23 protein-coding genes are annotated in these 26112 nt (G+C 67.5%); 12 read left to right on the top strand and 11 right to left on the bottom strand.

Annotated features, from left to right (window positions below; translation table 11 throughout):
• Nucleotides 1-148: 148 nt before the first annotated feature.
• The 3 genes from ABRP34_RS12645 to ABRP34_RS12655 are packed head-to-tail and all read right to left on the bottom strand — an operon-like array spanning nt 149 to nt 5873.
• Nucleotides 149-3601 carry an ATP-binding protein gene (locus ABRP34_RS12645; RefSeq protein ID WP_353710444.1) on the bottom strand — a complete coding sequence of 1151 codons (3453 nt, stop codon included), beginning with the start codon at nt 3599-3601 and terminating at the stop codon, nt 149-151.
• On the bottom strand, nt 3598-4422 hold the full coding sequence (locus ABRP34_RS12650; RefSeq protein ID WP_003798580.1) for a DUF4194 domain-containing protein: 825 nt from the start codon (nt 4420-4422) through the stop codon (nt 3598-3600). Before ABRP34_RS12650 ends, ABRP34_RS12645 begins: the two co-directional genes overlap by 4 nt.
• A gap of 2 nt (nt 4423-4424) precedes the next feature.
• Nucleotides 4425-5873, bottom strand: a complete 1449-nt coding sequence (locus ABRP34_RS12655) for a DUF3375 family protein (protein ID WP_353710445.1) — start codon at nt 5871-5873, stop codon at nt 4425-4427.
• A gap of 315 nt (nt 5874-6188) precedes the next feature.
• Here ABRP34_RS12655 and ABRP34_RS12660 point away from each other — a divergent pair, with 315 nt between their 5' ends.
• The 3 genes from ABRP34_RS12660 (at nt 6189) to ABRP34_RS12670 (ending at nt 9714) form a co-directional block, all read left to right on the top strand.
• Complete coding sequence (locus tag ABRP34_RS12660; protein ID WP_003798583.1) at nt 6189-6491, top strand: hypothetical protein; 303 nt, start codon at nt 6189-6191, stop codon at nt 6489-6491.
• Nucleotides 6492-6638: 147 nt separating this feature from the next.
• A complete protein-coding gene (locus ABRP34_RS12665; RefSeq protein ID WP_353713357.1) occupies nt 6639-8612 on the top strand; it encodes an acyl-CoA dehydrogenase family protein in 1974 nt (657 codons plus the stop codon).
• A 199-nt stretch (nt 8613-8811) separates the two neighbouring features.
• Nucleotides 8812-9714, top strand: coding sequence for a hypothetical protein (locus ABRP34_RS12670; RefSeq protein WP_353710446.1), 903 nt, complete (start codon nt 8812-8814; stop codon nt 9712-9714).
• Nucleotides 9715-9747: 33 nt separating this feature from the next.
• Here ABRP34_RS12670 and ABRP34_RS12675 read toward each other — a convergent pair whose 3' ends face one another.
• The gene (locus ABRP34_RS12675; RefSeq protein WP_003798589.1) at nt 9748-10152 is read right to left on the bottom strand and encodes a YchJ family protein; all 405 of its coding nucleotides are present in this window, start codon (nt 10150-10152) and stop codon (nt 9748-9750) included.
• Nucleotides 10153-10372: 220 nt separating this feature from the next.
• On the opposite strand from ABRP34_RS12675, the gene ABRP34_RS12680 reads away from it, so the two are divergent.
• From ABRP34_RS12680 to ABRP34_RS12695, 4 genes are all read left to right on the top strand, one after another.
• A complete protein-coding gene (locus tag ABRP34_RS12680) occupies nt 10373-11173 on the top strand; it encodes a hypothetical protein (protein WP_353710447.1) in 801 nt (266 codons plus the stop codon).
• Nucleotides 11174-11287: 114 nt separating this feature from the next.
• The gene (locus ABRP34_RS12685) at nt 11288-12292 is read left to right on the top strand and encodes an aldo/keto reductase family protein (RefSeq protein ID WP_353710448.1); all 1005 of its coding nucleotides are present in this window, start codon (nt 11288-11290) and stop codon (nt 12290-12292) included.
• An 8-nt stretch (nt 12293-12300) separates the two neighbouring features.
• Complete coding sequence (locus ABRP34_RS12690) at nt 12301-13152, top strand: SDR family oxidoreductase (protein ID WP_353710449.1); 852 nt, start codon at nt 12301-12303, stop codon at nt 13150-13152.
• A 127-nt stretch (nt 13153-13279) separates the two neighbouring features.
• Complete coding sequence (locus ABRP34_RS12695) at nt 13280-14404, top strand: sulfite oxidase (RefSeq protein WP_353710450.1); 1125 nt, start codon at nt 13280-13282, stop codon at nt 14402-14404.
• A gap of 19 nt (nt 14405-14423) precedes the next feature.
• On the opposite strand, the gene ABRP34_RS12700 is transcribed toward ABRP34_RS12695, so the two are convergent.
• The 4 genes from ABRP34_RS12700 to ABRP34_RS12715 form a co-directional block, all read right to left on the bottom strand.
• A complete protein-coding gene (locus ABRP34_RS12700; protein ID WP_353710451.1) occupies nt 14424-14915 on the bottom strand; it encodes a ribose-5-phosphate isomerase in 492 nt (163 codons plus the stop codon).
• Nucleotides 14912-16681 (bottom strand): dihydroxyacetone kinase family protein, encoded by a 1770-nt coding sequence (locus ABRP34_RS12705; RefSeq protein ID WP_353710452.1) that lies wholly within the window; start codon nt 16679-16681, stop codon nt 14912-14914. Before ABRP34_RS12705 ends, ABRP34_RS12700 begins: the two co-directional genes overlap by 4 nt.
• Before the next feature lie 66 nt (nt 16682-16747).
• Complete coding sequence (locus ABRP34_RS12710; RefSeq protein WP_353710453.1) at nt 16748-17521, bottom strand: SDR family NAD(P)-dependent oxidoreductase; 774 nt, start codon at nt 17519-17521, stop codon at nt 16748-16750.
• Between the two features lie 30 nt (nt 17522-17551).
• On the bottom strand, nt 17552-18376 hold the full coding sequence (locus ABRP34_RS12715) for a sugar phosphate isomerase/epimerase (RefSeq protein ID WP_353710454.1): 825 nt from the start codon (nt 18374-18376) through the stop codon (nt 17552-17554).
• Nucleotides 18377-18566: 190 nt separating this feature from the next.
• On the opposite strand from ABRP34_RS12715, the gene ABRP34_RS12720 reads away from it, so the two are divergent.
• The 5 genes from ABRP34_RS12720 (at nt 18567) to ABRP34_RS12740 (ending at nt 23067) form a co-directional block, all read left to right on the top strand.
• Nucleotides 18567-19904, top strand: coding sequence for an MFS transporter (locus ABRP34_RS12720; RefSeq protein ID WP_353710455.1), 1338 nt, complete (start codon nt 18567-18569; stop codon nt 19902-19904).
• A gap of 65 nt (nt 19905-19969) precedes the next feature.
• Nucleotides 19970-20836, top strand: a complete 867-nt coding sequence (locus ABRP34_RS12725; RefSeq protein WP_043417766.1) for a transketolase — start codon at nt 19970-19972, stop codon at nt 20834-20836.
• Nucleotides 20833-21852: a transketolase C-terminal domain-containing protein gene (locus tag ABRP34_RS12730; RefSeq protein WP_353710456.1), complete on the top strand. Its 1020-nt coding sequence runs from the start codon at nt 20833-20835 to the stop codon at nt 21850-21852. The genes ABRP34_RS12725 and ABRP34_RS12730 overlap by 4 nt, the downstream gene beginning before the upstream one ends.
• Nucleotides 21853-21986: 134 nt before the next feature.
• Complete coding sequence (locus tag ABRP34_RS12735) at nt 21987-22643, top strand: GntR family transcriptional regulator (protein ID WP_003798612.1); 657 nt, start codon at nt 21987-21989, stop codon at nt 22641-22643.
• A gap of 40 nt (nt 22644-22683) precedes the next feature.
• Entirely contained in the window at nt 22684-23067 is a 384-nt protein-coding gene (locus ABRP34_RS12740) for an RNA-binding S4 domain-containing protein (protein WP_003798614.1), read from the top strand.
• A gap of 13 nt (nt 23068-23080) precedes the next feature.
• Here ABRP34_RS12740 and ABRP34_RS12745 read toward each other — a convergent pair whose 3' ends face one another.
• Genes ABRP34_RS12745 through ABRP34_RS12755 form a run of 3 tightly spaced genes read right to left on the bottom strand, consistent with a single transcriptional unit; the run spans nt 23081 to nt 25898 of the window.
• Entirely contained in the window at nt 23081-23731 is a 651-nt protein-coding gene (locus tag ABRP34_RS12745; protein WP_003798616.1) for a dihydrofolate reductase family protein, read from the bottom strand.
• Nucleotides 23728-25476, bottom strand: a complete 1749-nt coding sequence (locus ABRP34_RS12750) for a DUF4389 domain-containing protein (protein WP_353710457.1) — start codon at nt 25474-25476, stop codon at nt 23728-23730. Before ABRP34_RS12750 ends, ABRP34_RS12745 begins: the two co-directional genes overlap by 4 nt.
• Nucleotides 25473-25898 carry a hypothetical protein gene (locus ABRP34_RS12755; RefSeq protein ID WP_353710458.1) on the bottom strand — a complete coding sequence of 142 codons (426 nt, stop codon included), beginning with the start codon at nt 25896-25898 and terminating at the stop codon, nt 25473-25475. The genes ABRP34_RS12750 and ABRP34_RS12755 overlap by 4 nt, the downstream gene beginning before the upstream one ends.
• Nucleotides 25899-26112: the final 214 nt, after the last annotated feature.

Here is a 26112-nt window from a genome sequence, read left to right on the forward strand (position 1 = left end):
TTGCCCGCCGCGTGGGAATGCCCTGACCCTGTGGAGCGTGTGGCGAAGACTGGTGGAGTCACCACAGTGGCACGCCAAAACAGCCCGCCACTAGTGCCGTCGCAATAAATCCATCGATTTGTTATGAACCGCACCAAAGCGTTACGGACTAGCGCAGCACGATATCCACGGGATTGGCTTCGGACCGCCACTGCCCTGCTGTTCCCGGTTTCGGGGTGATAACAGGGGCGGTAAGCACGCCGGAGCGGTTGGTTCGCCTGTCCCGCAGGATCTCGGTGACCGAGCCCAGGTGCCGGGACAGGTCGATGACGTTCTCCGGTGCCGCAAGGAGCAACTGGAAGCCAAACTCATGCAGCGCCTTGATGCCCGCGCCGGCGAACTCCTCGGAAGCCAGCACAAAAGCCTCGTCCATCATCACAGTGCCGTACGTGGTGAAGCCCTGCTCGGCGATGCCCAACTGGTAGCTCAGCGCCGCCGCCATGATGAACGCGGTGAACCGCTGGCGCTCACCGCCGGACATGGAGCCCGTGTCGGCATGCATGAACACTTCCGTGCGTTTGCCGCCCTTCTTCCCGGGGGCGTCCATCTCTCGGTGCTCCTTGCACTGGATGAAGAGGTGGCCGCGTACGTCCAGCACCTCGGCCCGCCAGCGCCGGTCCTCGGGAGTCTGCGACCCCAGCCGCTTCACCAGCGTCTCCAGCGACTTGTAGCGGGCGGTCAGTTCGGCGTCGTCATTCTGGCCCGCATGAGCGTTTTCCGTCTTGCCGTGCCGGGTGTGCCGGGTCTTCAGGGCGTTCTGGATGGCGTCCTTGAACTGCTTGGCCGTGGCCGGCAGGGTCTGCTTGATGTCGAGTTCGAGGTAGCTGCCCTCGTGGAAATTCACCTCGGACAGGATTCCGTTCAGCGGCAGGATCCTGCTGGTGATGGAACGGCGCTCCTCATCCAGCAGGTGGAGCAGGGTGCTGAACGACTCGTGCGTGCGCTGGTTGAAGAACTGCCGGAATTCGGTCTCCTGCGCGGGTAGCCCGTCATTGATGATCGCGTGGTAGCGGGCCTCGAACTCGCCGACGGCGCCGATGGACGTGCCGTGGTCGGCCGAAATGGCGGTGCCCCAGTCGCGGACGAACCCTTCGAAGATCCGGGTGAGCCGCTCCGACGTGGCCTGGGCGCGGGACTCCGCACCGTGCAAATCACCGAGCAGCTGGGTCCGCACCCGGCCGGCGAGGTTGTCCAGTTCGTGCATTTCCGTGACGTCGCCGAACTCGGCGAAGTAGGGCGCCAGCGCTGCGGTGGTGGAGTCCGACGGCGGGGCCTGGTTCAGGCGGGTACGTGCGGCTTCCAGCAGCGAATCGGAGGCAGTGAGCTGCTGGTCCAGTGCCTTGTATTCGCTCTGCAGCACGGCCGCGGCCTCGGTGCTGGACTGGTGCTTTTGGCGGGCCGCTTCGATGTTGGCGCGAAGCGGTTCGAGGTCGGCCTGGGCGGCGAGCGCGTCCTTGAGCCGCTGTTCAATCCTGCTTAGCTCGTCTGCAGCAACCGCCGCCGAAACCTGTTCCCACGGGCGGTCGTCCTCGGCAACCCTGCGGAGGGCCTCGAGCTGGCGTGACAGGCCCTGGTGTGATTCCTCGCGGCTTTGGGCCAGCTGCGCCGCCTTCGCCAGTTCCTGGCGCAGGTCTTCCGCCTGCCCGGCCACGAGCTCCAGCTTGGAGGCGTTGTCGAACCCGAGGACGTAGTCCTGGCGGCTGGTGAAGCGGTCGTCCTTCTCCACGGTGTGCCGGTTGCGCTTGACCACGCCGCCCAGGCTCAGGCCCTTGTCCAGGGCCGCCAGTTCGTCGGGGTTGGCCACGCACGGGTACGCGAAGTCAAGCGCGATCCGCTCACGGATCCACATCCCGGCTTCTGCGTTTGTCCCGGTGGTGAGGATGTCCAGCTTGGTCAGCAGGTCGCCGTCGGCCACGTCCTCCACCGCGAGCGCTGCCCCGGCGAGCGGCTTGGAGACGTCCACCGCGCGCAGGGCGCCGCGGACCGTGTGGTCATTCAGGTAGCGGGTGACCGCCGCGAAATGTTCGCCCGGAACAAGCAGCGTGGTGGCCAGGTTCCGCAGCGCACGCTCAGCGGCGGGTCGCCACTGCTCCTGGCCCTCGGCAAGGTCGATCAGCTCGCCGCCGAACGGCATCTGCTCCTCGGGTACGCCGGTGGCCGCCGCAATCGCGGCCCGGTTTTCAATGCTCGACGGCGGCAGCAGGGACTTGCGCGTTTTCAGCGACACAAGCTCCTGTTCGGCCGCGGCAAGCTCGCGCTTCTTCGCGGCATGGGCGTCGAAGGCCTCGAAGCGGAGCTCCTGCAGGGCCGCGGAGTCATCCTTCAGCTCAGCCGAGCGGGTGGCCGCCTGCTCGTGGGCCTGCTCCCAGCCTTCAGCCGTCCACTCCAGATCCAGGCCAGCGTCCGCCAGCGCCTGCCGGGCCGCCTCTTCCACCTGCTGGCGGAGCTTCAGGCCCACTCGGGCGTTCTCGAGGGACTGCTCGATCGAGGAGATGGCGTTGCCGCCCTGGTTGTTGTAGTCCGCCTCCAGCTGCCGGAGCTCCTTGGCCAGCCCGTCCCGGACGCCGCGTTCCGCTGCGAGCTCCTTGGCCTTCGTCTGGGCGAGCGCCTTGAAGCGGGCCAGCGTCTTCTCGTGCACGGTGACGGCAAGCTGCTGCCGGTAGGACTCGAACTCCTCGCCGGCGAGCTCGCGGAGCCGGTTCGCGTCCAGCAGCGACTGGGCGTACTCCCTGTTCAGGCCCGGGACGGGGGCCAACTGGTCGCGCTGCTGCCGGACATCCTCGAGCCGCTGCCGGATGGACATGAGGTTGCTGAATTCCTCGACGACGTCGTCCGCCGCGGCCAGGGTGGCCGGCGCGTCCAGCACCTGGTCTCGGAAGAACGTGTTCACGCTGCCGCCCAGGCCCTTTCCGGCCTGGATGACGCGGAGCAGGGGCAGCGCCTGGTCCGAGTTGATGCCCAGGAGCCGGCGGAACCGCTCCGCAAACGCCTTATGGACATCAAAAACCTGGGCGTCGGGGAAGATGTTTTCCAGCGCAGCCTTGGTGAAGCGCTTCTCGGCGATGTCCTCGATCGCGGCGAGGTCCAGTGGCCTGGTGTCGATCAGGTAGTACCGGCCGACGCTCGACTCCGTACCGTTCTTGGGCAGGTCGAACAGCGCCGACACCGTCACCCTGGTGCCCGCCGCGTTGTCGAATGTCAGGGCGACGGCGGACCAGGTGGCGCCGGGACGCTGGAACGCGCTGGCCGAGCCCTCCCCGACGGCCTTGTCCCCCACCTTGCCGCGCATGTATGTGAACGTGGTCCGCTTGTCCTCCACGGCTCCCGAGCGCTGCGCGGCTGCCTCGTTGGAGCGCGGCCGGGCATCGAACACCCGCAGCATGGCGTCGAACAGCGTCGACTTGCCCACACCCGAGTTGCCTGTCAGCAGGGTGCCGTTGCGGTCCACGTGCATCGTGTGGGCACCATGGAAAGTTCCCCAGTTGACCACCTGCACCAGGGCCAGGCGCATCTGGCCCGGGTTAACGACCTCGCCCAGCGGGAGCATGCTTGCGATACTCACTTGGCTTCTCCGCCCGTGGCCGGTGTTTCGTCGCTGTCCGCTTCTTCGTCACTGACGGAGCGGTCGGCGTCGAGTTCTATGAGTGGTTCTGTCCCTGACGGGTCTGCCGTGGCGGCTATCAGGGCTTCGATTTGGGCGGGGATGTCGCCTATGTTGTCGAAGGGGAGGGCCAGGGGCAGGGCGTTGGAGATGGTGTAGACGTCGTCCAGGCCGGTGGTGAGCAGGAGCTGGCGGGCGAGGAGCTTGGTGATCGCGCGGTTCACCACGTCCGAGTCGCGCAGGGCGTCCTGCTGGCCGGCCGGCTGGTAGTGCGCCACGAGTTCGGCGATTTCTTCGCGGGTGATGGTGGGGTCCGTCTGCGCCGTGACGTGGCGGTCCAGCAGGAGCCGGAGGCGCAGCAGCACGATCGTTTCCACCCGGCTCAGGGCACGCTGCTGGCGCAGGATGCTGGAGCGGGCACTGCCGCCGATCGCCTCGGGGTCAACGGGACGCAGCACCGCGATCTTGCGCTCGTGGTCCAGCTGCAGCGTGAGGAAAAGCTCGGACAGCCGGCTGCGCAGGATCAGCTGGTTGTCCAGCAGCGTTGTCCAGAGTTTCTCGTCCCGGCCGCCGTCGACGTACGGGCCCTTCAGCAACTTCACGAGGGCCTGGCGGACCTTCATGGGCAGCACACCGGTATCACCGGGAAAGAGTGCGGCGCCGTCCACAAACGTGTCGCGGGGGGTGACGCCGCTACCCATGGAGCTTGCCGGCATGGCCGCGGATTCGGCGGGCTCAACCACCGGGGAATCGGCGTCCGCCGTCGTCATCTCTTCAGTCATCGCTAATCCTTCTTGAGCGTTACCACCGGCAGGTATGCCTTGCGGGTGGTGCCGTCTATCTGTTCGAAGTCGAGGGCCTCATATGCCAGCTGGTCAAAGCCGGCGCCGGTGTGGAGGGCGTGCGAGAGGAGCGCGCGGATGGAGTTGATGTGCTGTTCCTCTGGCGGAAGCTGCTCCCAGGCCTCGGCGAGGGTGGAGGCGCCGGCTGCGGCGGCGCGGATCGCCTCCGGCCTGGCCTTGGCGGTCCGCGGGGAGCGGACCCGGTCCGAGTCGCTGAACGCGATGGGGTCGGCGAGCTTGGGCGGGGCGGCAAACTCGTCCGGGTCGAAGAGCTTGACCATGGCGAGGGATTCGAAACCGGCGTTAAACAGTACCGGCCCGCGGACCAGGCCCGGCCGTTCGCGCTCGTAGGGCATGGACCGGATGGCCTGCTCCGCCTCGCGCAGCACCTTGCGGAGGCGCACCGACTGGCGGAAGTCGTCGCTCTGGACGTAGGTGTTCAGGCTCTCGCTGAGCTTGCCGTAGATGCGCTGGATCTGGCTGTGCTGCTGCCGGAGTTCGGCCACCAGGTTTTTCAGGGTCTCCCGGTCTTCCGGCGACAGGTCGTCTGCGAACTGGCGGCTGAGCACCTCGCCGATCGCGGAACGGAAGCGCAGCTGCTGCTGCGGGTCCTCGAGGAAGGCGGTGAAGGAACGGAAGGTCCTGCCCTCCGGGCTCTGGCGCAGCCGCTTGTCCGCCTCAAGGACCTGCGCCATCGTGGCGCCCTTGGTCAGGGATTCCTCGATGATCTGGTTCCGGAGCTCGCCCACGAGCTCCTCGATGCGGTCACGCATCTTCTTGTAGTCAGCGGGCAGGCTGGCGGCCAGATCCAGGATGTTGCCGGCTGCTTCCACAGCCTGGTCGTCGTCGAGCAGGCCGTCGAAGTCACCGGAACTGATGTCCTCGATCAGCTGCTGCCGCTCCTCGATCTCCTCCTCCAGCGCTTCCAGCCGTGCACTCTGGTCCGGGTTGGTCTCGTTCGCGAGCTTCTCCACGTCACCCAGGAGTGTGCCCAGCCGGGAGCCGTTGAGCGTGGACCTTTCGCTGGAGAGGCTGTCCAGGAACGCCAGCACGCGGGCGGCCGCCTCCGTGACTTCGTAAACGATCTGCCCCGACTGGTTCCGGCGGGTCAGGAACTGCTTGCGGGTCCACTCATCGCCGAAGGATTTTCCGTTGGCATGCCCGCCCAGCCCCGGCTCCTGGCGGCGCAACTGCTCAAGGAAGGAGTCGACGTCGGCGTGGAATTCTTCCAGCGGAAGCTGCGGCCGGGTGCGGGTAAAGGATGCCTGCAGGACCGCGATCACCCACGGGGCGGAACGGGTGAGGGCCCAAGCAGGCCCCTTGGTGAGGAGCTCAAGGTCCCTGAGCCTTGCGCTGATCGCGTCAGCGGAGGACGTGGCGGACCGGGGCACACACTCTCCTAGCAACTTGGGGGATGGTCTGGGCAGCGGAAACCCGAAAACTGCCAACTACAAGGTTAACGCAGAGCCGCAGGCCGGCCCGCGCCGTGATCCCACACCCACCCCGAAACGGATGCCGTTGCCGGTCAGGCAACGTTACGGGTGTGACAGATGAGGTTTTCGCAATCACTCTGTGACCTACGCGGGAGTATTGTCTCGATCCCGTATCAAGGCGGCCACAGCATGGCCGAAACGCTGGAGGAAGCTTCGCTCCTGGCCCTAGTCTCGAGCTACTGATCCATCCGCAGCAACGGCGCAGGGGGAAGCATGCAGTTCGACTTGAGTGCAGTGGAGACAGCCACCTTGGTGTTCATTGGAACGCTGGCGTTTGCACTGGTGCTTGTCTTGTTCGTGGCGGCGGCGGCATTCGCCGCGCTCGTCCTGGTAGGCGTGGGGAGGCTGGCCTGGCTGGTCATTGCCGCTGCGCTGCTCAGGACCGTCCACGGGATCAACCACGCCTGGGACAGCCTGGTGCACCATGCCTCTGCTGTCGAGTTTCCCACGGAATTTCAGGGGCAGCCGTCCCCTAGCACCGGAACCTACCCGCGGGTAGCATTGAGGGACAGCTGAAGGGTTCTCCACCCGCGGCGGACCCAGGGCTTGAGCCGGTCATCCGGTTAGAGGAGATGCCCCGTGAGCTCCGCCATTGACAGCCAGGCGGCTGAACGCCCGGCCACAACCACCACAGCTGAGGACGGCACTGGCGCCGTCCCGCCCATCGACAGTCCGGCGTCCGAAACACCCGTCGCTCCAGAGAAGATCGGTGCGGGCGCGTCCGCCGAGGACGCCCGTGCCATTGCCGAAGCAGCCCGCGAAACCGAGTGGGTCAGGCCCAGCTTCGCCAAGGGCCTGTACCTCGGCAGCTTTGACCTGGGCCTCATCCATCCCTGGCCCGCCGCCAGACCCGATGACGTGGAACGCGGCGAGGCCTTCATGGCACGGCTGACGGAGTTCTGCCGCACCATGTCCGGACGGACCATCGAACGCGACGCGAAAATTCCCGACGAATATCTCCGCGGGCTGGCAGAGCTGGGCGTGTTCGGCATGAAGATTCCGCAGGAGTACGGCGGCCTGGGTCTGTCCCTGGTCTATTACGGCCGCGCGCTGGCTCTGCTCGGATCCGTGCACCCGAGTCTGGGCGCCCTGCTCTCCGCCCACCAGTCCATCGGCGTGCCGGAACCGGTGAAGGTGTTCGGCACGCCCGAGCAGAAACGCAAGTATCTGCCGCGCTGCGCGGAGGGGGCGGTCACGGCATTCCTGCTGACCGAGCCCGACGTCGGCAGCGACCCCGCCCGGATGGGCAGCACCGCTGTTCCCACTGCCGACGGCGAGTCGTACGTTCTGGACGGCGTCAAGCTCTGGACCACCAACGGCGTGATCGCCGAGCTCGTGGTGGTGATGGCGGTGGTGCCGCAGCACACTGACGCGGGCGGCACCGTCCACAAGGGCGGCATTACCGCTTTCGTCGTGGAAATGGACTCCCCCGGAATCACGGTGGAGAACCGCAACACCTTCATGGGACTGCGTGGCATCGAGAACGGCGTGACCCGGTTCCACCAGGTCCGTGTGCCCGCTGCGAACAGGCTTGGCCGTGAAGGGCAGGGACTGAAGATTGCGCTCACTACCCTGAACACCGGCAGGCTCTCGCTGCCGGCGCTGTGCGTGGCGACGGGCCGCTGGAGCCTCAAGATCGCGCGGGAATGGTCCAACGCCCGCACTCAGTGGGGGCGCCCGGTGGGCAAGCACGAAGCAGTGGGCAAGAAGATCGCGTTCATCGCCGCCACGGCCTTCGCCCTTGACGCCGTGTTCGAGCTGTCCGCCGAGATGGCCGATGCCGGGCAAAAGGACGTCCGCATCGAGGCGGCATTGGCCAAACTGTGGTCCACCGAGATCAGCTACCGGATCGCGGACGAACTCGTACAGATTCGCGGCGGACGCGGCTATGAGACGGCCGATTCGCTTGAAGCCCGCGGCGAGCGTGCCGTCCCCGCGGAGCAGCAGCTGCGGGACCTGCGGATTAACCGCATCTTCGAAGGTTCGTCGGAGATCATGCGGCTGCTGATAGCCCGCGAGGCCGTGGACGCGCACCTCGCCGCCGCCGGGGACCTGGCCTCCGCCGAGGCGAGCCTTTCGGACAAGGCGCGGGCCGCCGTCGGCGCCTCCGGCTTCTACGCAAAATGGCTGCCCAAACTGGTAGCGGGCGCCGGCATGGATCCGCGCTCCTACAGGGATTTCGGGCGGCTGGCCAAGCACCTCCGCTTCGTGGAGCGGTCCTCCCGCCGGCTCGCCCGCCAGACCTTCTACGGCATGGGCCGCTGGCAGGCCCGCCTTGAGCACAAACAGGCGTTCCTGGGCAGGATCGTGGACATCGGGGCCGAGCTCTTCGCCATGGCCGCCAGCTGCTCCCGCGCCGAGATGCTGCTCCGCACGGCACCCGAACGCGGCGCCACCGCATTTGAACTGGCCGACGCCTTCTGCGAGCAGGCACGCGTCCGCGTGGACGAGTACTTTGACCAGCTGTGGCGGAACACCGACGACGGCGACCGCGACCTCGCGCGCAAGGTGCTGGCCGGCAACTACACATGGCTGGAGGCCGGTGTGTTGGACCAGTCCGAAGGGACCGGCCCCTGGATCGCCGATGCCTCCGCCCGCAAGTCGACCAAGGAGAACCTGCACCGCGCCTACCGCTGACCGCGCCAGGTAACGGGCGTCTGCCCCTGATTCCCCTGCCCCTGACAAGGAAGACACGCCACACCACGATACTAAGCATCCTTGCTAATGCCCATTGAACGGAGTTAGCTAGAAAGTGAGGCCAGTGCCTTGGCCTCGGCATTGCGTTGCCCGGCTTAGGCCCCTGAGCCCGGGTCCGTTCAATGAAAGCGAGTCGCTGATGAGTACCCCAACAGGCTCCGGGGACAGACGCCCCCGGGGCACTTTCCCTGAATCAGGCAGATCCGAAACCAGCAGGCCCGAACACAGCGCGGCAGACGCCCCCACGGAAGCCACGCCTGTCTACGATGCCACCCAGTCCCGGCGTTCAGCAGCCCGACCCGGCGCCACCGTCACCGGCACCGGTGCCTTGACTGACACGCACACCCGGGCCCTTAACACCACGGACGCGGACACGCCGTACGCCGAGCGCGACTACACACCCGACAATGAACCTCACGGCCGCCTGGACACGGCACGGCCCGAGGACCCGGCCTTTGCCACCCGGGAGATGGCCGCGGCCCGCGAACGGGAGGCGTTTGGCGGCATTAAGATCGGCTCGGCGTTCTTTGGCTGGCTGGCCGCCACGGGCATGGCCGTGCTGCTGACCGCCCTGGTCGCCGCGGCCGGAACCGCCGTGGGACTTGCCACGAACACCGACGTGAACACCGCCGTGGGCCGGGCCGCCTCGAACCAGACAGTGGGGATCGTGGGCATCATCGTCCTGCTGGTCATCCTCTTCGCTTCCTACTACAGCGGCGGTTACGTCGCCGGCAGGATGGCACGGTTCAATGGTGCGAAGCAGGGGTTCATGGTGTGGATCTGGGCCCTGATCGCTGCTGTGCTGGTGGCCGTGTTGGGCATGATCGCCGGCGAGCAGTTCAATATCCTGGCGCAGCTGAACAGCTTCCCCCGGATTCCAGTCAATGAGGGCCAGGTGACCACCACCGGCATCATTGCCGCCGTCGTGGTCGCACTGGTGGCGCTGGTAGGTGCCGTCCTGGGCGGCATGGCAGGCATGCATTTCCACCGCAAGGTGGACCGCGCCGGCTTCACACCCACCGCGGATTATGAGGAGCACTGAATAAGGAGGACCGCTGACCGGCTGCCGGATTCCCTAACGGTGAAGCGCGACGGCGTCCACGTAGTACCAGCGCCGGTCCACCCTGAGGAAGCGGCTGGTTTCGTGGTGGACGCCGCGCCCGCCGTCCTGACGGAAGTGCGCCTTGAATTCCACAACGCCTTCGGTGTCGAGCGGGCCGCCCCGCTCGACGGACACGATGTCCAGCCGCCGCCACTCCAGGCCCGGGTCGAACTCCAGCTCCGCGGGCCGTTTGCTGGAGTGCCATGTTTTCAGGAGGTAGCCGGCATCCAGCAGGACGAAGGCAGAGTAGCGGGAACGCATCAGCTGCTCGGCGGTGGCTGCCTCCGCCGCACCGCTGTGGAACCGGCCACAGCAGTCCGCGTACTGCTCGCCGGAAAGGCACGGGCAGTTACCGGAAAAGGGTTCTGGCTCGGTCATGGCATCTTTCGGGAAGGTGGTGGGTCGCTGCTGAATCAGACTATAGGCAGCTTGATGCGACCGGGTCCTATAACAGCTTTGAAACAACAGTTGCCGGCACTTGTCATGAGGGCATGTCGGCAGTAAATAGTCCGTATGGTGGGTAGGGGCTGTTTTCCGGCGTGATCACCGGGCTTGATCACTGCGTGACGGGCCGGGCGCCGATGGTAAGGAGGGTGAAGTGGAAGATCCGACAACGATTGCACTGAACCTGACCTTTCTTGGCACCCTGGGTGTTGCCTTCCTGATGTTCGTCGGCCTGTGTATCAGCGTCATGCTCACGCTGGTGCTGGCCGGGCTGGGACGCCTTATGGCGCTGATCGTGATGGCGCTGTTCGGCCGCTTCCCCAGGAACGAGACCGTCGAGATCGTGCGGCTCGCCGCTGACGGCAGCCCGCTGCCCGCGGACGCAGAAGTGGTGCCGGCAAAAGCCAAGGCGAAAAAGGCCAAGGCCCCCAGACCGGTCCGCGAGCCCCGTACCCCGATCGACTGGAAGAAACTGCGGACCCGCGCCGGCCTTCAGGAGGCGCTCCGCAGCGCCGTCGTCCACCATCCCCTCGTGACTGCCGCCCGGCCGGTGCCGCCCGTCCTCGCGAAGGACTGGGCCGACGCCGTGGCTGCCGCCGACGCCCGCGCAGTGGCGCGCGCCCGGGCCGCCGCGCCCGAAGTCAAGGTCACCGTGCGGGACCTGCCGCCGCCCGACGTCGCCGCGGCCAGCGTGACCGAGGTGGCTCCGCTCGTGGAATCGGCCCTGCGCCACGATGCCGTGCCGGCCGACCCTGGCAGCAACGACCCTGGCAGCAACGGTGCGCCCAACAAAAGCGCTACCAGCAAAGGCGAAAACGTCCGGTCCGCCTTAGCGCTGTCCGCCCAGCCGCCACGGCCAGCGAGGAAACCGGCCGTAGCCGGACGTGTCACCGTCCTGGACACCGGTTCCATGACATCGCTCGCGCAGCGCCCGGACGCCCGCACCCGCGCCTGACCGCGCTGGTTCCGTACCAATTGGCGCCCGCCGCGGGTCAGCCGCGAGGCGGGCCGCGAGATAAGCCGCCGGCATCCCTTACCCTGAGCAACCATCTCCGCTAGCGTGAAGCCCATGGAATTCAGATACCTCGGAAACAGCGGCTTCAAGATTTCGGAAATCACGTTCGGCAACTGGCTCACGCATGGCTCCCAGGTGGAGAACGACGTCGCCACCCGGTGCGTGCAGGCGGCGCTGGACGCCGGCATCAGCACTTTCGACACGGCGGACGTCTACGCCAACACCGCGGCGGAAACCGTTCTGGGCGAAGCGCTCAAGGGCGAACGCCGGCAGTCCATCGAGATCTTCACCAAGGTGTTCGGTCCCACCGGCCCCAAGGGCAAGAACGACCTCGGCCTGTCCCGCAAGCACATCATGGAATCCATCGACGGGTCCCTCAGCCGGCTGCAGACGGACTACGTGGACCTGTACCAGGCGCACCGCTACGACTTTGAAACACCGCTCGAGGAAACGATGCAGGCGTTCGCGGACATCGTCCGGCAGGGAAAGGCCCTGTATATCGGCGTCAGCGAGTGGACCGCCGAGCAGCTCCGCAACGGCCACACCCTGGCCAAGGAACTGGGCTTCCAGCTGATCTCCAACCAGCCGCAGTACTCCATGCTGTGGCGGGTCATCGAGGAGGAAGTGGTTCCAACGTCGGAGGAACTGGGCGTCTCCCAGATCGTCTGGTCCCCCATGGCGCAGGGTGTGCTGAGCGGCAAGTACCTGCCCGGCCAGCCGCTGCCGGAGGGCAGCCGCGCCACCGACGACAAGGGCGGCGCCAAGATGATCCAGCGCTGGCTGCGGGACGATGTCCTGGCCGCCGTGCAGGAGCTGCGGCCGGTCGCCGAGGAGTCCGGGCTGACCATGCCGCAGCTGGCGGTGGCCTGGGTACTGCAGAATCCGAACGTCGCCTCCGCCATCGTGGGCGCCTCCCGGCCAGAACAGGTGGCCGACAGCGCCGCGGCCGCCGGCGTACGCCTTGAACCGGACGTCCTGAAGAAGATCGATGCCGCCGTCGGCTCCCTCGCCGAGCGGGACCCGGCACAGACAAAGTCCCCCGCGACCCGCGAGGCCTAGGAGCACCCATGACGGATCTTCCAGACCTTGCGGTCACCGGCGCCACCGGGGTCCTTGGCGGCATGGTGGCCCGCCAATTGTCAGACGCCGGGTTCTCCCAGCGCCTGCTGGTGCGCGACCCCCGGCGGGTGCCGGACCTGAGGGACGCCCGGGCCCTGGCGGTCAGCTACGGGGACCCCGCACTGTCCCGCCCGGCCCTCGAGGGGGTCAAGGTGCTGTTCATGGTGTCGGCGGCGGAGGCGGAGGACCGGCTGCAGCAGCATTATGCCTTCGTGGACGCCGCAGCGGAGGCCGGCGTGCAGCACGTTGTGTACACGTCCTTCTTCGGGGCGGCGCCGGACTGCACCTTCACACTGGGCCGCGACCACTATGCCACCGAGGAGCGGATCAGGGCGTCCGGCATGGGATTTACCTTCCTGCGGGACAACTTCTACCTGGATTTTCTGCCCATGCTGGCCGGGGAGGACGGCGTCATCCGGGGCCCGGCGGGCGACGGCGTGATGGCCGCAGTCGCGCGGGAGGACATCGCCCGGTCCGCGGTGGCCGTTCTCCGTGACCCGGCCGTCCATGCCGGGGCTACCTACGACCTGACGGGGCCGGAAGACATCTCGCTGGCGCAGGCCGCCGAGGTGCTCACGCATGCCACGGGCAGGACCGTCACGTACCAGCACGAAACAGTGGACGAAGCGTTCGCCTCCCGCGCTTCCTACGGCGCACCGGACTGGCAGGTCGAGGCATGGGTCAGCACGTACACGGCGATCGCCGCCGGAGAGCTGTCCGGGGCGACCTCAGACGTGCACGGCCTCACCGGTCAGGACCCGATGGCACTGGAGGAATTGGTGAAGCTGCCCCAGTTGTAGGGCCTGCTGGCGGTGCCGGGCTGTTGACGGCCTGTGTTGACCGTCCTGCGGACACGGCGTAAACCTGTGAAGAGGAGCACGCCCATCAGCAGCTGCACCCCGCAGCACCGAGCAGAATCGCAAGGCCATGTCCAAGCTGATCTACCGCCGCCGACCGTCCGCCCGCCCCGCAGCCCATTCCGGTGTCGCAGCGCATAGCGGTGAACCCACGCATGGACCGCTCACCCGGGAAGAGCTGCAGCTCGCTGTGCGGAACCACTCGATGCCGCTTGAGGCGCTGCGCGAGGACCTGACTCCGCCCGGGCTGCATTACGTGCTGACGCATTTCGACATTCCGCAGGTCAGCGGCGCGTGGCACCTGCGGATCGGCGGCGCCGTGGAGCGGGCCATGGAACTGAGCCTCGCGGCGCTGAAGCGGGATCCGGCCATCAGCGTCCAGGTAACCATGGAATGCGCCGGCAACGGGCGGTCGCTGCTGAGGCCGCGGCCACTAAGCCAGCCCTGGACCCTGGAGGGCGTGGGAACGGCCGTGTGGACCGGTGTTCCGCTCGCGTACCTGCTGTCCCAGGCGGGCGTCGAGCCCGAGGCCGTTGAGGTGGTGTTCACCGGCCTGGACGCCGGCATCCAGGGCGGCGTCCGGCAGCAGTACGCCCGGAGCCTGCCCATTTCGGAAGCGTCGCGGGCCGACGTCGTCCTTGCCTACAAGATGAACGGCAGTGAGCTGCCGCCGCAGCACGGCTATCCGCTGCGGCTGGTGGTCCCCGGCTGGTACGGCATGGCAAGCGTCAAATGGCTGCAGTCGATCCAGGTGGTCACCACGCCGTTCCAGGGCTTCCAGCAGGCGGTCGCCTACCGCTACCAACACAACGCGGACGACGCCGGCACCCCGGTTTCGCGGATCAGGGTCCGGTCCCTGATGGTTCCGCCGGGCATTCCCGACTTCTTCACCCGCCGCCGGTACCTGCCCCGCGGGCCCGTCATGCTCCAGGGGCGGGCGTGGTCCGGTGAGGGCGCCGTGACGAAGGTGGAGGTCGGCATCGACGGCAAGTGGGTTCCGGCCCAGCTGGACAAGCCTGCCGGCGCCTTTGCTTGGCGCGGCTGGAGCCTGCCCTGGGTGGCCGACGCCGGCCACCATGAGCTGGTGTGCCGGGCCACCGACGCCACCGGCGCCGTGCAGCCGCTGGAGCAGCACTGGAACTACCAGGGCATGGGCAACAACACCGTGCAGCGGGTGAGGGTCATCGTCGAATGAGCCGCAGGGTTATGGCCGTTCAGCACCCTTCATAGTCGCTGAGTACGTTCAGCTTGCCCGCCGACGCTGACTCCGGGTCGAAGGTGTAGCCCACCCATTCCCGGGCGAGCCTGCGCGCCAGTTCGAGGCCGACCACCCGCTGGCCCATGGTGAGGACCTGGCAGTTGTTGGAGAGTACGGACCGCTCCACCGAGAACGAGTCGTGGGCTGTAGCTGCACGGACGCCTGCCACCTTGTTGGCGGCAATCGCCACCCCGGTCCCCGTCCCGCAGAACAGGATGGCCCGGTCGGCCTGTCCGTCCCGGATCATCTCGCCTGCGGTGATGCCGACATGCGGGTACGGTTTGCTGAATTCGTCCGGTTCATCGCTGCGGTTAACCCCGATGTCGATCACGTCGGCCACGCGGGGGTCGGCGCGGAGGTCCTCCATGACGCGGTTCTTGTAGTCGACGCCGGCCTCGTCGGCACCCACGATGACCCGGAGTACGGGAACAGCTCCGGCGGCGGTCATGCCGTGGCCTCCGCTTCCTCGCGGACCTGCCTTGCTGATGGCGAGGCGGCGTGACGGGCCAGGTGTTCGCCCAGAACGGTGAAAATCATCGCCAGCGAAGTGGCGCCCGGATCGGCAGTGCCCAGGCTCTTCTCCGCGAGCGGCCGGGCGCGGCCCTTGAGCGGGCGAAGCGTGGCGGTGGCAGCCGCGGCGGACGTTGCGGCAGCGGCGGCTTCCTGCCAGGCGGCCCCGGCGCCGGCGCCTTCCTCCGTCCGGCGGGCCAGGGTTTCGGCGAACGGCAGGAGTGCATCCACCATGGTCTTGTCCCCCAGCTCGGCCTTGCCCAGGCCGGTGATGCGGCCGGCGAACGCCGTCACGGCAGCCGAAAGCTCCGCCGGTCCGGGAGTCTGGCTGTTGCCGAGCGACTCGCCGAGGGCACGCAGGCCCGCACCCCAAAGGACCCCCGACGTGCCGCCGGCCCGGTCCGCCCAGGCATCGCCGGCGGCGGCCAGCACATCTCCCGCACCGGCGCCCTGGGCGAAAGCGTCAGCGGCGGCGGCCACGGCTGCGTTAACGCCCCTGACCATGCCGCGGCCGTGGTCGCCGTCGCCCGCCACGGCATCCATGTCGCCCAGACGCGGCTCTTCCGCATGCAGGAGGTCGCGTGCCGCCTCCAGGGCCGCGACGCACGCCGTTGCATACCCGCGGGAGGAAGCGGTGGCGGCGAAGGCGACAACGGTGCTCTCGCCGTCGGAGGCCTCGGCGGCGTGAACGCTGCCGGCCTGTGCCGCGGTGTTTCCACGACGGTAGGCCGGGGTTTCCGCCGGTGCCGACCAGAGCGGCTCCAACTCATCATCCAGCCACGTGACGGTGAGGGACACCCCGGCCATGTCCAGGCTGGTGACCAGCTCACCCACCTCCGGGAGCACCAGGGTGTAACCGGCGTCGCGGAGCAGCGGTGCCACAGTTCCCCACAGCACGAACAGCTCCTCATGTTTGGTGGAGCCCAGTCCGTTGAGGATCAAGGCGATGCGCTGCCCCGCCCCGTCCGGAGTTTCTGCCAGCACGCGGGACACCAGTTCGCGGCCCAGGTCCGCTGCCGGGGGAAGGTCGGTGTCGAAGAGGCCGGGCTCGCCGTGGATCCCCAGGCCCAGCCCCATCTGCCCCTCGCCCAGCGAGAATAGCGGCGTGTCGGCGCCCGGGAAGGTGCAACCGGCAAAGGCGCTGCCGATGGTCCTGGTGAGGCTGTTGGCCTTGCGGCCCAGGCGGGCAACCTCGGCCAGATCCGCACCGGCCTCGGCGGCAGCCCCCATGATCTTGAAGACCGTAAAGTCCCCGGCGATGCCGCGGCGCTTGGACGCTTCCGACGGCGGGGCGCTGGCGACGTCGTCCGTCACGAGGACGTTCTCGACGGCGATGCCCTCGGCCGCCAGCCGCTCGCTGGCCATGCCGAAGTTCATCACGTCGCCGGCGTAGTTGCCGTAGGTGAACACCACACCGGCACCGCTGTCCGCTGCCTTGGCCACGGCGTAGGCCTGCTGGGCGGACGGTGACGTGAAGATGTTCCCCACCACCGCGCCGTCGGCAAAGCCGGGACCGATGAGCCCGGCGAAAGCGGGGTAGTGCCCCGAACCGCCGCCTGCCAGGACTGCCACCTTGGGCGTGGCCGGGCGGTGGCGGCGCACCGCGCCGCCGGGAACCTGGCGGACCAGTCCGGAGTGAAGATCGCAGAAGCCGGCGAGGGCTTCCTCGGCGAAGTCCGCTGGATTGTTGAAGATTCTGGTCATGGCTGGCTCTCTGTGCGGCGGTGTGGGGCGTGGGCTGGACGGGGTTTGCGGCGCTTTGACGCGTTCTTAGTGCATGTGGCTTCCGCCGTTGATGTCGATGGTGGTGCCGGTCAGGTAGGCGGAGTCCTCGGAGGACAGGAACGTGATGACGGCGGCGACTTCTTCAGTGGTGGCGTTGCGGCCCAGCGGGATGCCGGCGTTGATTGCGGCCTCCTGCTCCTCGGTGCTGCCGACGCGGATGTTGGTGTCCACGGCGCCCGGGGTGATGGCGTTGACGGTCACACCGGAGTCGCCGAGCTCGCGCGCCAGGGCCTTGGTGAAGCCGAGGATGGCGGCCTTGGCGGCGGAGTAGGGGACCTTGCCGAAGACGCCGCCGCCGCGCTGTGCGGAAACGGAGGACATGTTGACGATGCGGCCCCAGCCGTTGTCGATCATGTCCGGCAGGAAAGCCTTCGTGACGAGGTAGGTGCCGGTGGAGTTCACGGCCATGACCTTGTTCCAGAGGTCAAGCGTGGTTTCCAGGAAAGGCACCGGCGAGGTGATGCCGGCGATATTGGCCAGCGCGCCGACAGCGGGAAGGGCGCCGCTCTTGACCTCGGCTGAAACTGCCTTGTACGCGGCGTTGACGGAGTCCTCGTTGGCGACGTCGATCTCGTAGCCGAACGCCGGGACGTTGAATTCGTTGCCGATCTCAGTGGCGACCTTTGCAGACTTCTCGCCGTCGAGGTCCAGGATCACCACGCCCCAGCCCTGGCTGGCGTAGCGGCGGGCGGTGGTGATGCCGATGCCCCGTTCCGAGGTGGCTCCGGTGAGGACGGCGGTGCGCTGAATGGCGGTCATGATTCTCCTTGGTGGTTTTTGAGGGGTTGTTCAGATGAGGTCAGTGATGAAGCTGGCTGCCTTGGCGGCGGCCGCCGGGCGTTCGTCGTGGGTGACGTCCCGGGTTTCGAGTTCCAGGCTGAAGTGCCCGGTGTAGCCTTGGCCGGCAAGGCCCCGCAGCCCGGCGGCGAAATCGGCCTGGCCGTTGCCGATGCTGAGGTTGATGTTGCCGGGCGCGGCGTCGCGCAGGTGCACATGGGCTATCCGGCCCTTGTGGCGTGCCAGGTACTCCAGCGGGTCCTCGCCGGCGGCGACGATGTGGCTGAAGTCCATGACAATCCCGACGCCGGACCCCGCCAGCCGCTGCGCCAGCAGCTCGGCACGTTCCAGGTTCCAGCAGAACCGCAGGAAGTGCAGCGATTCGGTCCAGAGTTCGACGCCGAACTCCGCCGCGCGCTCCGCGGCCCGGATCAGCTGGGCTGCGACGGTGTCCAGATCCTCCTCGAGGCTTCGCACCGGCCCGTGGCTCAGGGCACCGCAGGGAAGGACCAGCGCCCTGGCCCCCGTTTTAGCGGTGAGGGTGAGCAGGGCATCAAGGTGCCTGTCCCGCTCAGCCTGCCAGCCGGCGTCGAGCACTGCATTCAGATCCCCGATGTCCCCGTTGACGGAACGCACCCGCAGGCCTGATGCAGCCACGTCACTGGCCACGGCTGAGACGGCATCGGCGTCAAGTTCATACGGAACGTGGTCGCAGACTCCAGGGAGGGCGCCAAGGTCGATCTCAGCGAACCCGAGGCCCGCGATGGTTCGCAGGGCTGTCGGCAGGTCCTGGTGGCGGAAGCTGATGGATGAGCACCCGAGTCGGGAATGGAACATCGTCGTTGATCCTCTGGTCGTGCCCGGCAGGCGGTAGTGATGGACACCACAATATCTCTGGCGACTGTTAACAGTCAACTCCTGATGGCGACTGTTGACAGTCAGCATGACGCCCGTCACACTGGGACGTATCTTGTTAACAGTCGACCGCGCTGAAGCTTCTTCAGCCGCTCTTCGAAAGGGAACCACCATGAGCAACGAAGCTCTAAAAATGCGGGGGCACGTCCACGGCACCAAGGACGCCAGGCGGGTCGCCATCGGCTCGGGCGTCGGCGCCGTAATCGAGACGTACGACTTCATCGGCTTCGGAACCGCGGCCGCACTGTACTTCGGAACGGCTTTCTTCCCCACCGGTGACCCGGTAACCGGGACGTTGGCCGCCTTCGCCACGCTGGGTGTCGGCTTCGCCGCCCGGCCGATCGGTGGCATCATCGGCGGGCACCTGGGCGACAAGGTGGGCCGCAAGCCGGTACTGGTGACCTCGCTCATCCTCATGGGCATCGCCACCTTCTTCATCGGCCTCCTGCCCACGTACGAGCAGGTGGGGCTGCTGGCTCCGGCACTGCTGGTCTTCGTCCGCATCGTTCAGGGGCTGGCCTTCGGCGCCGAGTGGGGCGGCGCCATCCTGATGAGCTACGAGCACGCCCCCTGGAAGTCCAAGGGCAAATACACCGGCATCGTGCAGGCCGGCTTCCCCGTTGGCCTGCTCCTGGCAAACCTGGTGTTCCTGGTCAGCGTGAACCTTGGCGGCGAACTCGCCTGGCGCGTCCCCTTCCTCGCCAGCATCGTGCTGGTGGTTGTCGGCCTGATCATCCGCTCCAAGGTCCCCGAGTCCCCCGTGTTTGACGAGGTCAAGGAAAGCGGTTCCATCGTCAAGTCCCCGATCGTCGAGGTCATCAAGACCGACTGGCGCAGCATCGTCCGGGGCATCGGCCTGCGCATCGCCGAGACCGCCGGCTACGCCGTGTCGATCACCTACATGATTTCCTACCTTCACACCCAGCAGCTCGCTGACAAGAGCCAGACTCTCGTGGCTCTCTGCATCGCCTCGGCCATCGGCATCTTCGCCACCATGGCCTGGGCCCGCCTCACCGACAGGATCGGCCGCCGGCCCCTTTACATCTGGTCCACAGCCTTCGCCCTGCTCTTCGGCATTCCCATGTTCCTTCTCGTGAACACCGGACTGTTCGTCTTCGTCATCGCCACCATCGTCATCTCCTACGCCGTCTGCCAGAACTCCCTCGCCGGGGCCCAGGGCCCGTGGTTCCCCGAGCTGTTCCAGGCCAAGACCCGCTCCTCCGGTGCCTCACTGGCCTACCAGATCTCCGCCATGGTCTCCGGATTCACCCCCTTCATCACCACTCTCCTGTTCGTAGCCCTCGGCTGGATGGGTCCCGCGCTCCTCTTCAGCTTCTACGCAGCCATCGGCCTCTGGGCAGCACTCGTAACCCGCGAAACCTGGGGCAAGCGCGAACGCCAGCTGGCTGATGAAGCCACGAAAAGCACCCCGCAGTCAGTGGACGCCTGATGACCACCGTCCGCGAAACCACCCCGCCGGAACTGCACACCCAAGAACTCCCCCAGAAGGAACGAATGACCCAGGAAACTGTCACCGACCGACTTGAGCGGGTCAGTGCCGCCGCCTACCGGATCCGGCACCACGCCTTGAACATGGGCGAGGTCCAGGGCCAGGGCTATGTGGGCCAGGCGCTGGGCGCAGCGGACATGCTCGCCGCCGTGTACGCCGACCAGCTCCGGTACCGCGCCGAGGATCCGCACTGGGAGGGCCGCGACCGGTTCCTGCTCTCCACCGGGCACTACGCCATCGGACACTACGCCGCGCTGGCCGAGGCCGGCATCGTCCCCGTCTCCGAGCTGGAGACCTACGGCTCCGATGATTCCCGGCTTCCGATGTCCGGAATGTCCACCTACACCCCCGGCATGGAAATCTCCGGCGGCTCCCTGGGCCACGGACTGACCATCGCTGTCGGCATGGCGCTGGGCCTGCGCTACCAGGGCTCCAGCGCCAGGATCTACAACTTCCTCTCCGACGGGGAACTGGACGAGGGCTCCACCTGGGAAGCAGCCATGGGCGCCCACCACCACCAGCTCGGCAACCTGACCGCCATGGTGGACATCAACGCCCTGCAGGCCGACGGCAAGACCGACACCGTGCTCCGCACCGAACCGATCACCGAAAAATGGGAAGCCGCCGGCTGGTACACCCAGCGGGTGGACGGCAACGACATGGCCGCGCTGCTCGCCGCGTTCGACAACGCCGCAGCCCAGGCCGCCACCAGCGGACGCCCCTCCGTAATCCTCTGCGACACCAAGGTGGGCCGCGGCGTGCCGCTGCTGGAGGAACGGGAAAAGGCGCACTTCATGCGCATCGAAGAACACGAATGGCAGCTCTGCCGCGAGCAGCTGACCGCAGGATACGAAGGAAAGGCTTCAGCATGAGCGCCACCACCGAGGCCCCCGACACCACAACAGCCGCCAAGCCCAAGCTCAAGACCTCGGCCATGATCGCGTCGTTCGCCGACCCGGGCCAGAAAACCACCTCTGCCCCGTTCGGGCATGCCCTGGTCAAGGCCGCGCAGGAGAACGACAGGATCGTCGGCCTGACCGCGGACCTGGGCAAGTACACGGACATGCACATCTTCGCGCAGGCCTTCCCGGAGCGGTTCTTCCAGATGGGCATGGCCGAGCAGCTCCTCTTCGGCGCAGCCGCGGGCCTTGCCGAGACCGGCCTGGTGCCGTTCGCCTCCACCTACTCCGTTTTCGCTGCCCGCCGCGCCTACGACTTCCTCTGCCTGGACGCGGCCGAGCCCAACCTGAACGTCAACATCGTGGGCGGCCTCCCCGGACTCACCACCGGCTACGGCCCCAGCCACCAGGCCACCGAGGACATGGCGATCTTCCGCGGCATGCCCAACCTGACCATCGTGGACCCGTGTGACTCCATCGACATCGAACAGGCCGTCCCGCAACTGGCCGCCAGCGACGGGCCCACCTACCTGCGCCTGCTCCGCGGCAACGTGCCCACGGTGCTGGACGAGTACGACTACACCTTCGAACTCGGCAAGGCCAAGGTCCTGCGCGGGGGCAACGACGTCGTCTTCGTCTCCAGCGGCCTCATGACCATGCGTGCCCTCCAGGCCGCCAAGGCTTTGGCGGAACACAACGTGGACGTCGCCGTCGTGCACACCCCCACCATCAAACCGTTCGACGCCGCAACCGTCCTGGCCGAGATCAACACCGACCGGCTGGCGGTGACCCTGGAAAACCACAGCGTCATCGGCGGTCTGTTCGAGACCGTCGCATCCGCCGTGGTCACCGCAGGCCTGGGCAAGCGCGTGGTGCCGGTGGCCCTGCCCGACGAATTCCTCGATGCCGGCGCCCTGCCAACACTGCACGAACGCTACGGCCTGTCCGTCCAGCGCATCGTCGCGAAGGTGCTCGCCGAACTCGGCTGAGATCCGGCTTCGGCCCGGCTCACGCACGGCCGCGGCAGGAGCGCGGGGACAACAGCCGGCCCCGCGCTCCTGCCGTGGCATCATTGTTAACACGGCGACTGTAAACAGTCGACCCCTGACCTTGGGAGAATCCGATGGCCGCGACAGCAACCCTGCTGGGACTGGAAAAGAAGAGCCTTCGCGAGCAGGCGCTGGCCGCGTTGCGCACCGCCATCACCAGCGGTGCCCTCGAGCCTGGCCGGCACCTCGTGGAAACCGAGCTGTCCGAAATGCTGCAGATCAGCCGCGGCACTCTCCGGGAGGCCCTGCGGCAGCTCGAGCAGGAGGGCCTCGTGTCAGCCGGGGCCCGCGGCAGGCTCTCGGTCCGCCACCTGGATGCCAAGGAAATCCGCGACATCTACTCCGTCCGGGCGGCCCTTGAATCCCTGGCGGCCCGCACGCTGTGCGAACTGCCGGACCGGCAGCACGTCATCGGGTCGCTCCGCGCGGCCATCCAGGCCATGGAGGCGGCCACCCACGGCACCCTGGAGGAGCGGGTCGAATCCGACCTCGAGTTCCACCGCACCATGTGCCGCCTCACCGGCAACGAGACCCTGCTGCACTCCTGGGAATCCCTGGAAGGGTCCATCCGGATGTCCATCATGTTCGCCGGGCTCGAAAAGGGCGTGCGGAACATGAGCGTGGACCGGCACAACGACATCGTTGCCGCCATCGAGACCGGCGACGCCACCCTGGCCCGCAACACCATCCGCGAGCACATGGACTCAGCCGCCGCCGTCCTCGTCGCGTAGCCGCCTACCCCGCGGCGCCCGGCTATACTCGGCTGCAACCATGAGCAGCCTTCCCTCAGCCCCGAGCACCGTCCGCGTCGACGCCTGGCTCTGGGCCATCCGCGCCTACAAGACACGCTCAGCCGCCACCGCCGCCTGCCGCGCCGGGCATGTCCGCATCAACGGGAACCCGGCCAAGGCCTCGCAGTCCCTCGTGCCCGGGGACACCGTGCGCGTCCGCCAGCCCGGCTACGAACGCATCCTCGAAGTGCGCCGGCTCATCGCCAAGCGCGTGGGCGCGGAGGCAGCCTCGCACTGTTTCACCGACCATACGCCTCCCCGGCCCGCGGCTCCGGCGCTGGGGCTGCCGCAGCGGGACCGCGGGACGGGCCGGCCGACCAAAAAGGACCGCCGTGAAATGGAGCGCCTGCGCGGCCTGGGCTGAATCCAGTGCGGCGTCAGTCCTTGACCTGCTCGCGGCCGTCCCGCACCTCGAACTCCCCCACCTCCAGGTCGGCGGCACCGAAGGCTGCGGGCAGCAGGGTCAGGTGGACCGCACCTGATGACGTCGCCTTGCTCCCGGCCAGGGTAAACGCCGAGGGCGTGACGCCGGGTTCGAAGAGCCGCTTGCCCTGGCCCAGGACCAGCGGGAAGATGATCAGCCGGTACTCGTCCACCAGGCCGGCGTCGTGCAGGGCACGGACCAGCCGGTAGCTGCCGTGGACCTGAAGCTCCCGGCCCGGGCCTGATTTGAGGTCGTCAACAGCCTCAAGGAAATTCGCCGGGAGGATGGTGGTGTTGTTCCACGTCGCCTCGGTCAGAGTTGAGGACACCACATATTTGGGCAGACTGTTGAGCGCCTTGGCTACGGCATCGTCCGGGTCGGTGACCTGCTCCCAGTAGGGCTGGAACATCTGGTAGGTGGTGCGGCCAAGGAGGATGGCGTCGGCTTCGGCGAACCATGCGTTCACCATCCTGCCCATGTCCTCGTCGAAGAGCGGCACCACCCAGCCGCCGAATTCGAAGCCGCCGCTGGTGTCCTCGTCCCTGCCTCCCGGGCCCTGCATGACGCCGTCGAGGCTCACGAAGGTGTGGACCGTGAGTTTCATGATGGCCTTCCCGGTGGGGTGGCTGGTGGACTGGCGGCCGGCGGTCCGCCCGGATCGACGGGCCCCATGTCGAGCCGGAACGGAGGATACTCGTCCCGCATCAGCGCGATGTATGCCAGGACGCGGTAGACCCAGCGGTTGAGTCCGATCAGCAGGTCGAACAGGCTCCGGAGGTACCTGCCGGTGAACAGCAGGATGACGCCGGCGATGAAGGCCAGGAGCGAGAGCAGGGAGACGGCGCCTCCTGCCGAGTACCGGCCGGCACCGGCGAAGTCGTCATCTGACGCCGCCACCCAGGTACGCGAGGAACCTGCGAGCACGCCCACAACCAGGAGGTGCGGGATGGCGAGCAGCCAGGACTTCACCAGCACCAGGCCGCGCGACAGGTGGTCCGGATAGTCCACCTCAAAGTCGGCCGGGTAGTCGGTGCGGGCCAGGGTGAAGGGCGGGTAGCGGTCCGTGCCGATCGCCGTGAAGGCATAGAAGGACACCCTCCAGCTCCAGCGCAGCACGCCCACATTGAAGTTGAACAGTGAGTGCGGGTAGCGGGCCGTGAACAGGATCGCGAACCACGCCACGATGCTGGTCACGATCAGTGCGAACCAGAGGAAGAACAGGACGATCAGGTGCGGGATGGCCAGGAACCATTTGACCAGCCACATCCACCGGGACAGCGCCGGGTCCACATGGCCTGTCAGGCGGGCCGGGTACCTCGGGTTCTCCAAAAGGTCGACGACGGCGGGCGGCGGCGGTGCGCCCGCCCCGCTGCCGGGGGCGGGATAGCCGGGCGCGGGATAGCCAGGAGCCGAGTATGGGGAAGCCGGCTGCATGCCTGGTGGCACAGGCGTGGCCCCCGGTGGTACCCCAGCGTTCCCGGGCGGAACGCCTGCACTTCCGCCCGGCACGGCAGAACTGGCGAGCGGCCCGGAGGCGCCGGCAGCGGCGGGAGGTCCCGCCGTCGGGCTTTCCACCGGCTGAGCACGGCCCGCGAGCGGATGGCCAGGAGGGTAGCGACCCGGGTGGTCCTGGCCGGGGTAGTACTGGCCCGGCGGAAGGTGCGGCGGCGGACCGTGCCGTCCAAGCCCCATTGCCCCGGCAACGATCAGCGGCACGCCGATGACCAGCAACACGATCCCGGCGATGAGCAGCCACAGGAACAGCGGCCAGAGCAGGTCGGAGCGGACGCCGGCCTGCAGATCCACGGAAACCGGGGCGGTGGCGTCGGCGTTCATGACCACCACGGTCCAGCTGCCGGGAAGGACGTTCCATTTGAGTTCCTGCGTGCCGGTGCCCTCAGCGGATGCCGCCCAGAAGTTCTGGGCTCCGGGGCGGGCCGGCGTCCGTGTTCCCGGCACTTCGGTGTAATCGACCCTGAAGGGCCGCAGATTCAGTTCCCGGATTTCGGAGCGCTTCACTCCCTCGAGATAGCGCGCCGCCTCCTGCTGCGGTGCGACACCAATAAAGATGCCCTTGCCCGGGTTGGCGGCCACTCCGCGGAGCAGGATGCTGCCGGCCGTTTCCGAAGGAATGACGTCCGGCAGCCTGCCGCTGACCATGACGTCCAGCCCTGCCGCGGTGATGGCGGAGGACGCGGCATCGAACCGGTGCGACTGCGTGGTGAAGTAGCCTTCGTCGCGCTGCTGGAAGTTGAGCCAGCCCACCCCGGCAGCGCCCGCCAGCAGCCCCAGCCCCAGGAGTGCGGCGATCGTACCGAGGACGAGCATCACCATGCGGCCGGGTTTCATGCCAGTTCCTTGTCCCGGGCACTGCGGCCGGTGTCGTCAGCACGCAGGTGGACACCGTGCTTATGGTCGGCGTGCTTGTGGTCGCCGTGACCGTGGGTGAATGAGGGGTGCGCGTGGATGCCCGGACGGGGGTCCAGAATGCTGAGCCGGCAGGGTTTCTCGGACGTGCCTTCACCGCTGAGTTGGGTGAGCTGGGCGGGATCATGGAGCGCGGTGATGATGTCCATGGCGGCACGGGCCATCGACAGGTCCAGAATGATTTCCTTGCCCGGCAGCAGAGTCCTGGCACGCCGCGCCACAACATAAAGCGCCCGGATGTTGGCCGGTGTCAGCGTTCCGCGGACCTCGATGCAGGCGCGCTCCATGTTGGCGTCGATGTGGACCACGACCTTGAGGCGGTGATGGCTGGAAGTGCGGTCCATGGGCGTCACGTCCCCGCGGCGGGCCGCTGCTGCCCAAGACGGCATGGTCCGAGCACTCGAAGGGACCGGATACTAAGGTTCATATGGCAAACGCCTCCCCGACTTCTTTGTCGGAACCGTGTAACGTCCAGAATGCACCCTGTTGCTGGCACAGGGAAGAGGCGTTCCGGCGGACCTCTGATTGGCGCTGGCCGGAAACCTGCCTAGCCTGTCC

The sequence above is a fragment of the Arthrobacter sp. K5 genome (assembly GCF_040448525.1).
Taxonomy (GTDB): domain Bacteria; phylum Actinomycetota; class Actinomycetes; order Actinomycetales; family Micrococcaceae; genus Arthrobacter; species Arthrobacter globiformis.

What these genes read in the sequence shown, in the direction of transcription:
- ABRP34_RS12650 (WP_003798580.1), bottom strand. Translation starts at nt 4,422, where the DNA reads ATGACTGAAGAGATGACGACGGCGGACGCCGATTCCCCGGTGGTTGAG.
- ABRP34_RS12685 (WP_353710448.1), top strand. Translation starts at nt 11,288, where the DNA reads ATGGAATTCAGATACCTCGGAAACAGCGGCTTCAAGATTTCGGAAATC.
- ABRP34_RS12670 (WP_353710446.1), top strand. Translation starts at nt 8,812, where the DNA reads ATGAGTACCCCAACAGGCTCCGGGGACAGACGCCCCCGGGGCACTTTC.
- ABRP34_RS12695 (WP_353710450.1), top strand. Translation starts at nt 13,280, where the DNA reads ATGTCCAAGCTGATCTACCGCCGCCGACCGTCCGCCCGCCCCGCAGCC.
- ABRP34_RS12700 (WP_353710451.1), bottom strand. Translation starts at nt 14,915, where the DNA reads ATGACCGCCGCCGGAGCTGTTCCCGTACTCCGGGTCATCGTGGGTGCC.
- ABRP34_RS12745 (WP_003798616.1), bottom strand. Translation starts at nt 23,731, where the DNA reads ATGAAACTCACGGTCCACACCTTCGTGAGCCTCGACGGCGTCATGCAG.
- ABRP34_RS12660 (WP_003798583.1), top strand. Translation starts at nt 6,189, where the DNA reads ATGCAGTTCGACTTGAGTGCAGTGGAGACAGCCACCTTGGTGTTCATT.
- ABRP34_RS12730 (WP_353710456.1), top strand. Translation starts at nt 20,833, where the DNA reads ATGAGCGCCACCACCGAGGCCCCCGACACCACAACAGCCGCCAAGCCC.
- ABRP34_RS12720 (WP_353710455.1), top strand. Translation starts at nt 18,567, where the DNA reads ATGAGCAACGAAGCTCTAAAAATGCGGGGGCACGTCCACGGCACCAAG.
- ABRP34_RS12750 (WP_353710457.1), bottom strand. Translation starts at nt 25,476, where the DNA reads ATGAAACCCGGCCGCATGGTGATGCTCGTCCTCGGTACGATCGCCGCA.
- ABRP34_RS12710 (WP_353710453.1), bottom strand. Translation starts at nt 17,521, where the DNA reads ATGACCGCCATTCAGCGCACCGCCGTCCTCACCGGAGCCACCTCGGAA.
- ABRP34_RS12740 (WP_003798614.1), top strand. Translation starts at nt 22,684, where the DNA reads ATGAGCAGCCTTCCCTCAGCCCCGAGCACCGTCCGCGTCGACGCCTGG.
- ABRP34_RS12735 (WP_003798612.1), top strand. Translation starts at nt 21,987, where the DNA reads ATGGCCGCGACAGCAACCCTGCTGGGACTGGAAAAGAAGAGCCTTCGC.
- ABRP34_RS12725 (WP_043417766.1), top strand. Translation starts at nt 19,970, where the DNA reads ATGACCCAGGAAACTGTCACCGACCGACTTGAGCGGGTCAGTGCCGCC.
- ABRP34_RS12715 (WP_353710454.1), bottom strand. Translation starts at nt 18,376, where the DNA reads ATGTTCCATTCCCGACTCGGGTGCTCATCCATCAGCTTCCGCCACCAG.
- ABRP34_RS12755 (WP_353710458.1), bottom strand. Translation starts at nt 25,898, where the DNA reads ATGGACCGCACTTCCAGCCATCACCGCCTCAAGGTCGTGGTCCACATC.
- ABRP34_RS12705 (WP_353710452.1), bottom strand. Translation starts at nt 16,681, where the DNA reads ATGACCAGAATCTTCAACAATCCAGCGGACTTCGCCGAGGAAGCCCTC.
- ABRP34_RS12690 (WP_353710449.1), top strand. Translation starts at nt 12,301, where the DNA reads ATGACGGATCTTCCAGACCTTGCGGTCACCGGCGCCACCGGGGTCCTT.
- ABRP34_RS12675 (WP_003798589.1), bottom strand. Translation starts at nt 10,152, where the DNA reads ATGACCGAGCCAGAACCCTTTTCCGGTAACTGCCCGTGCCTTTCCGGC.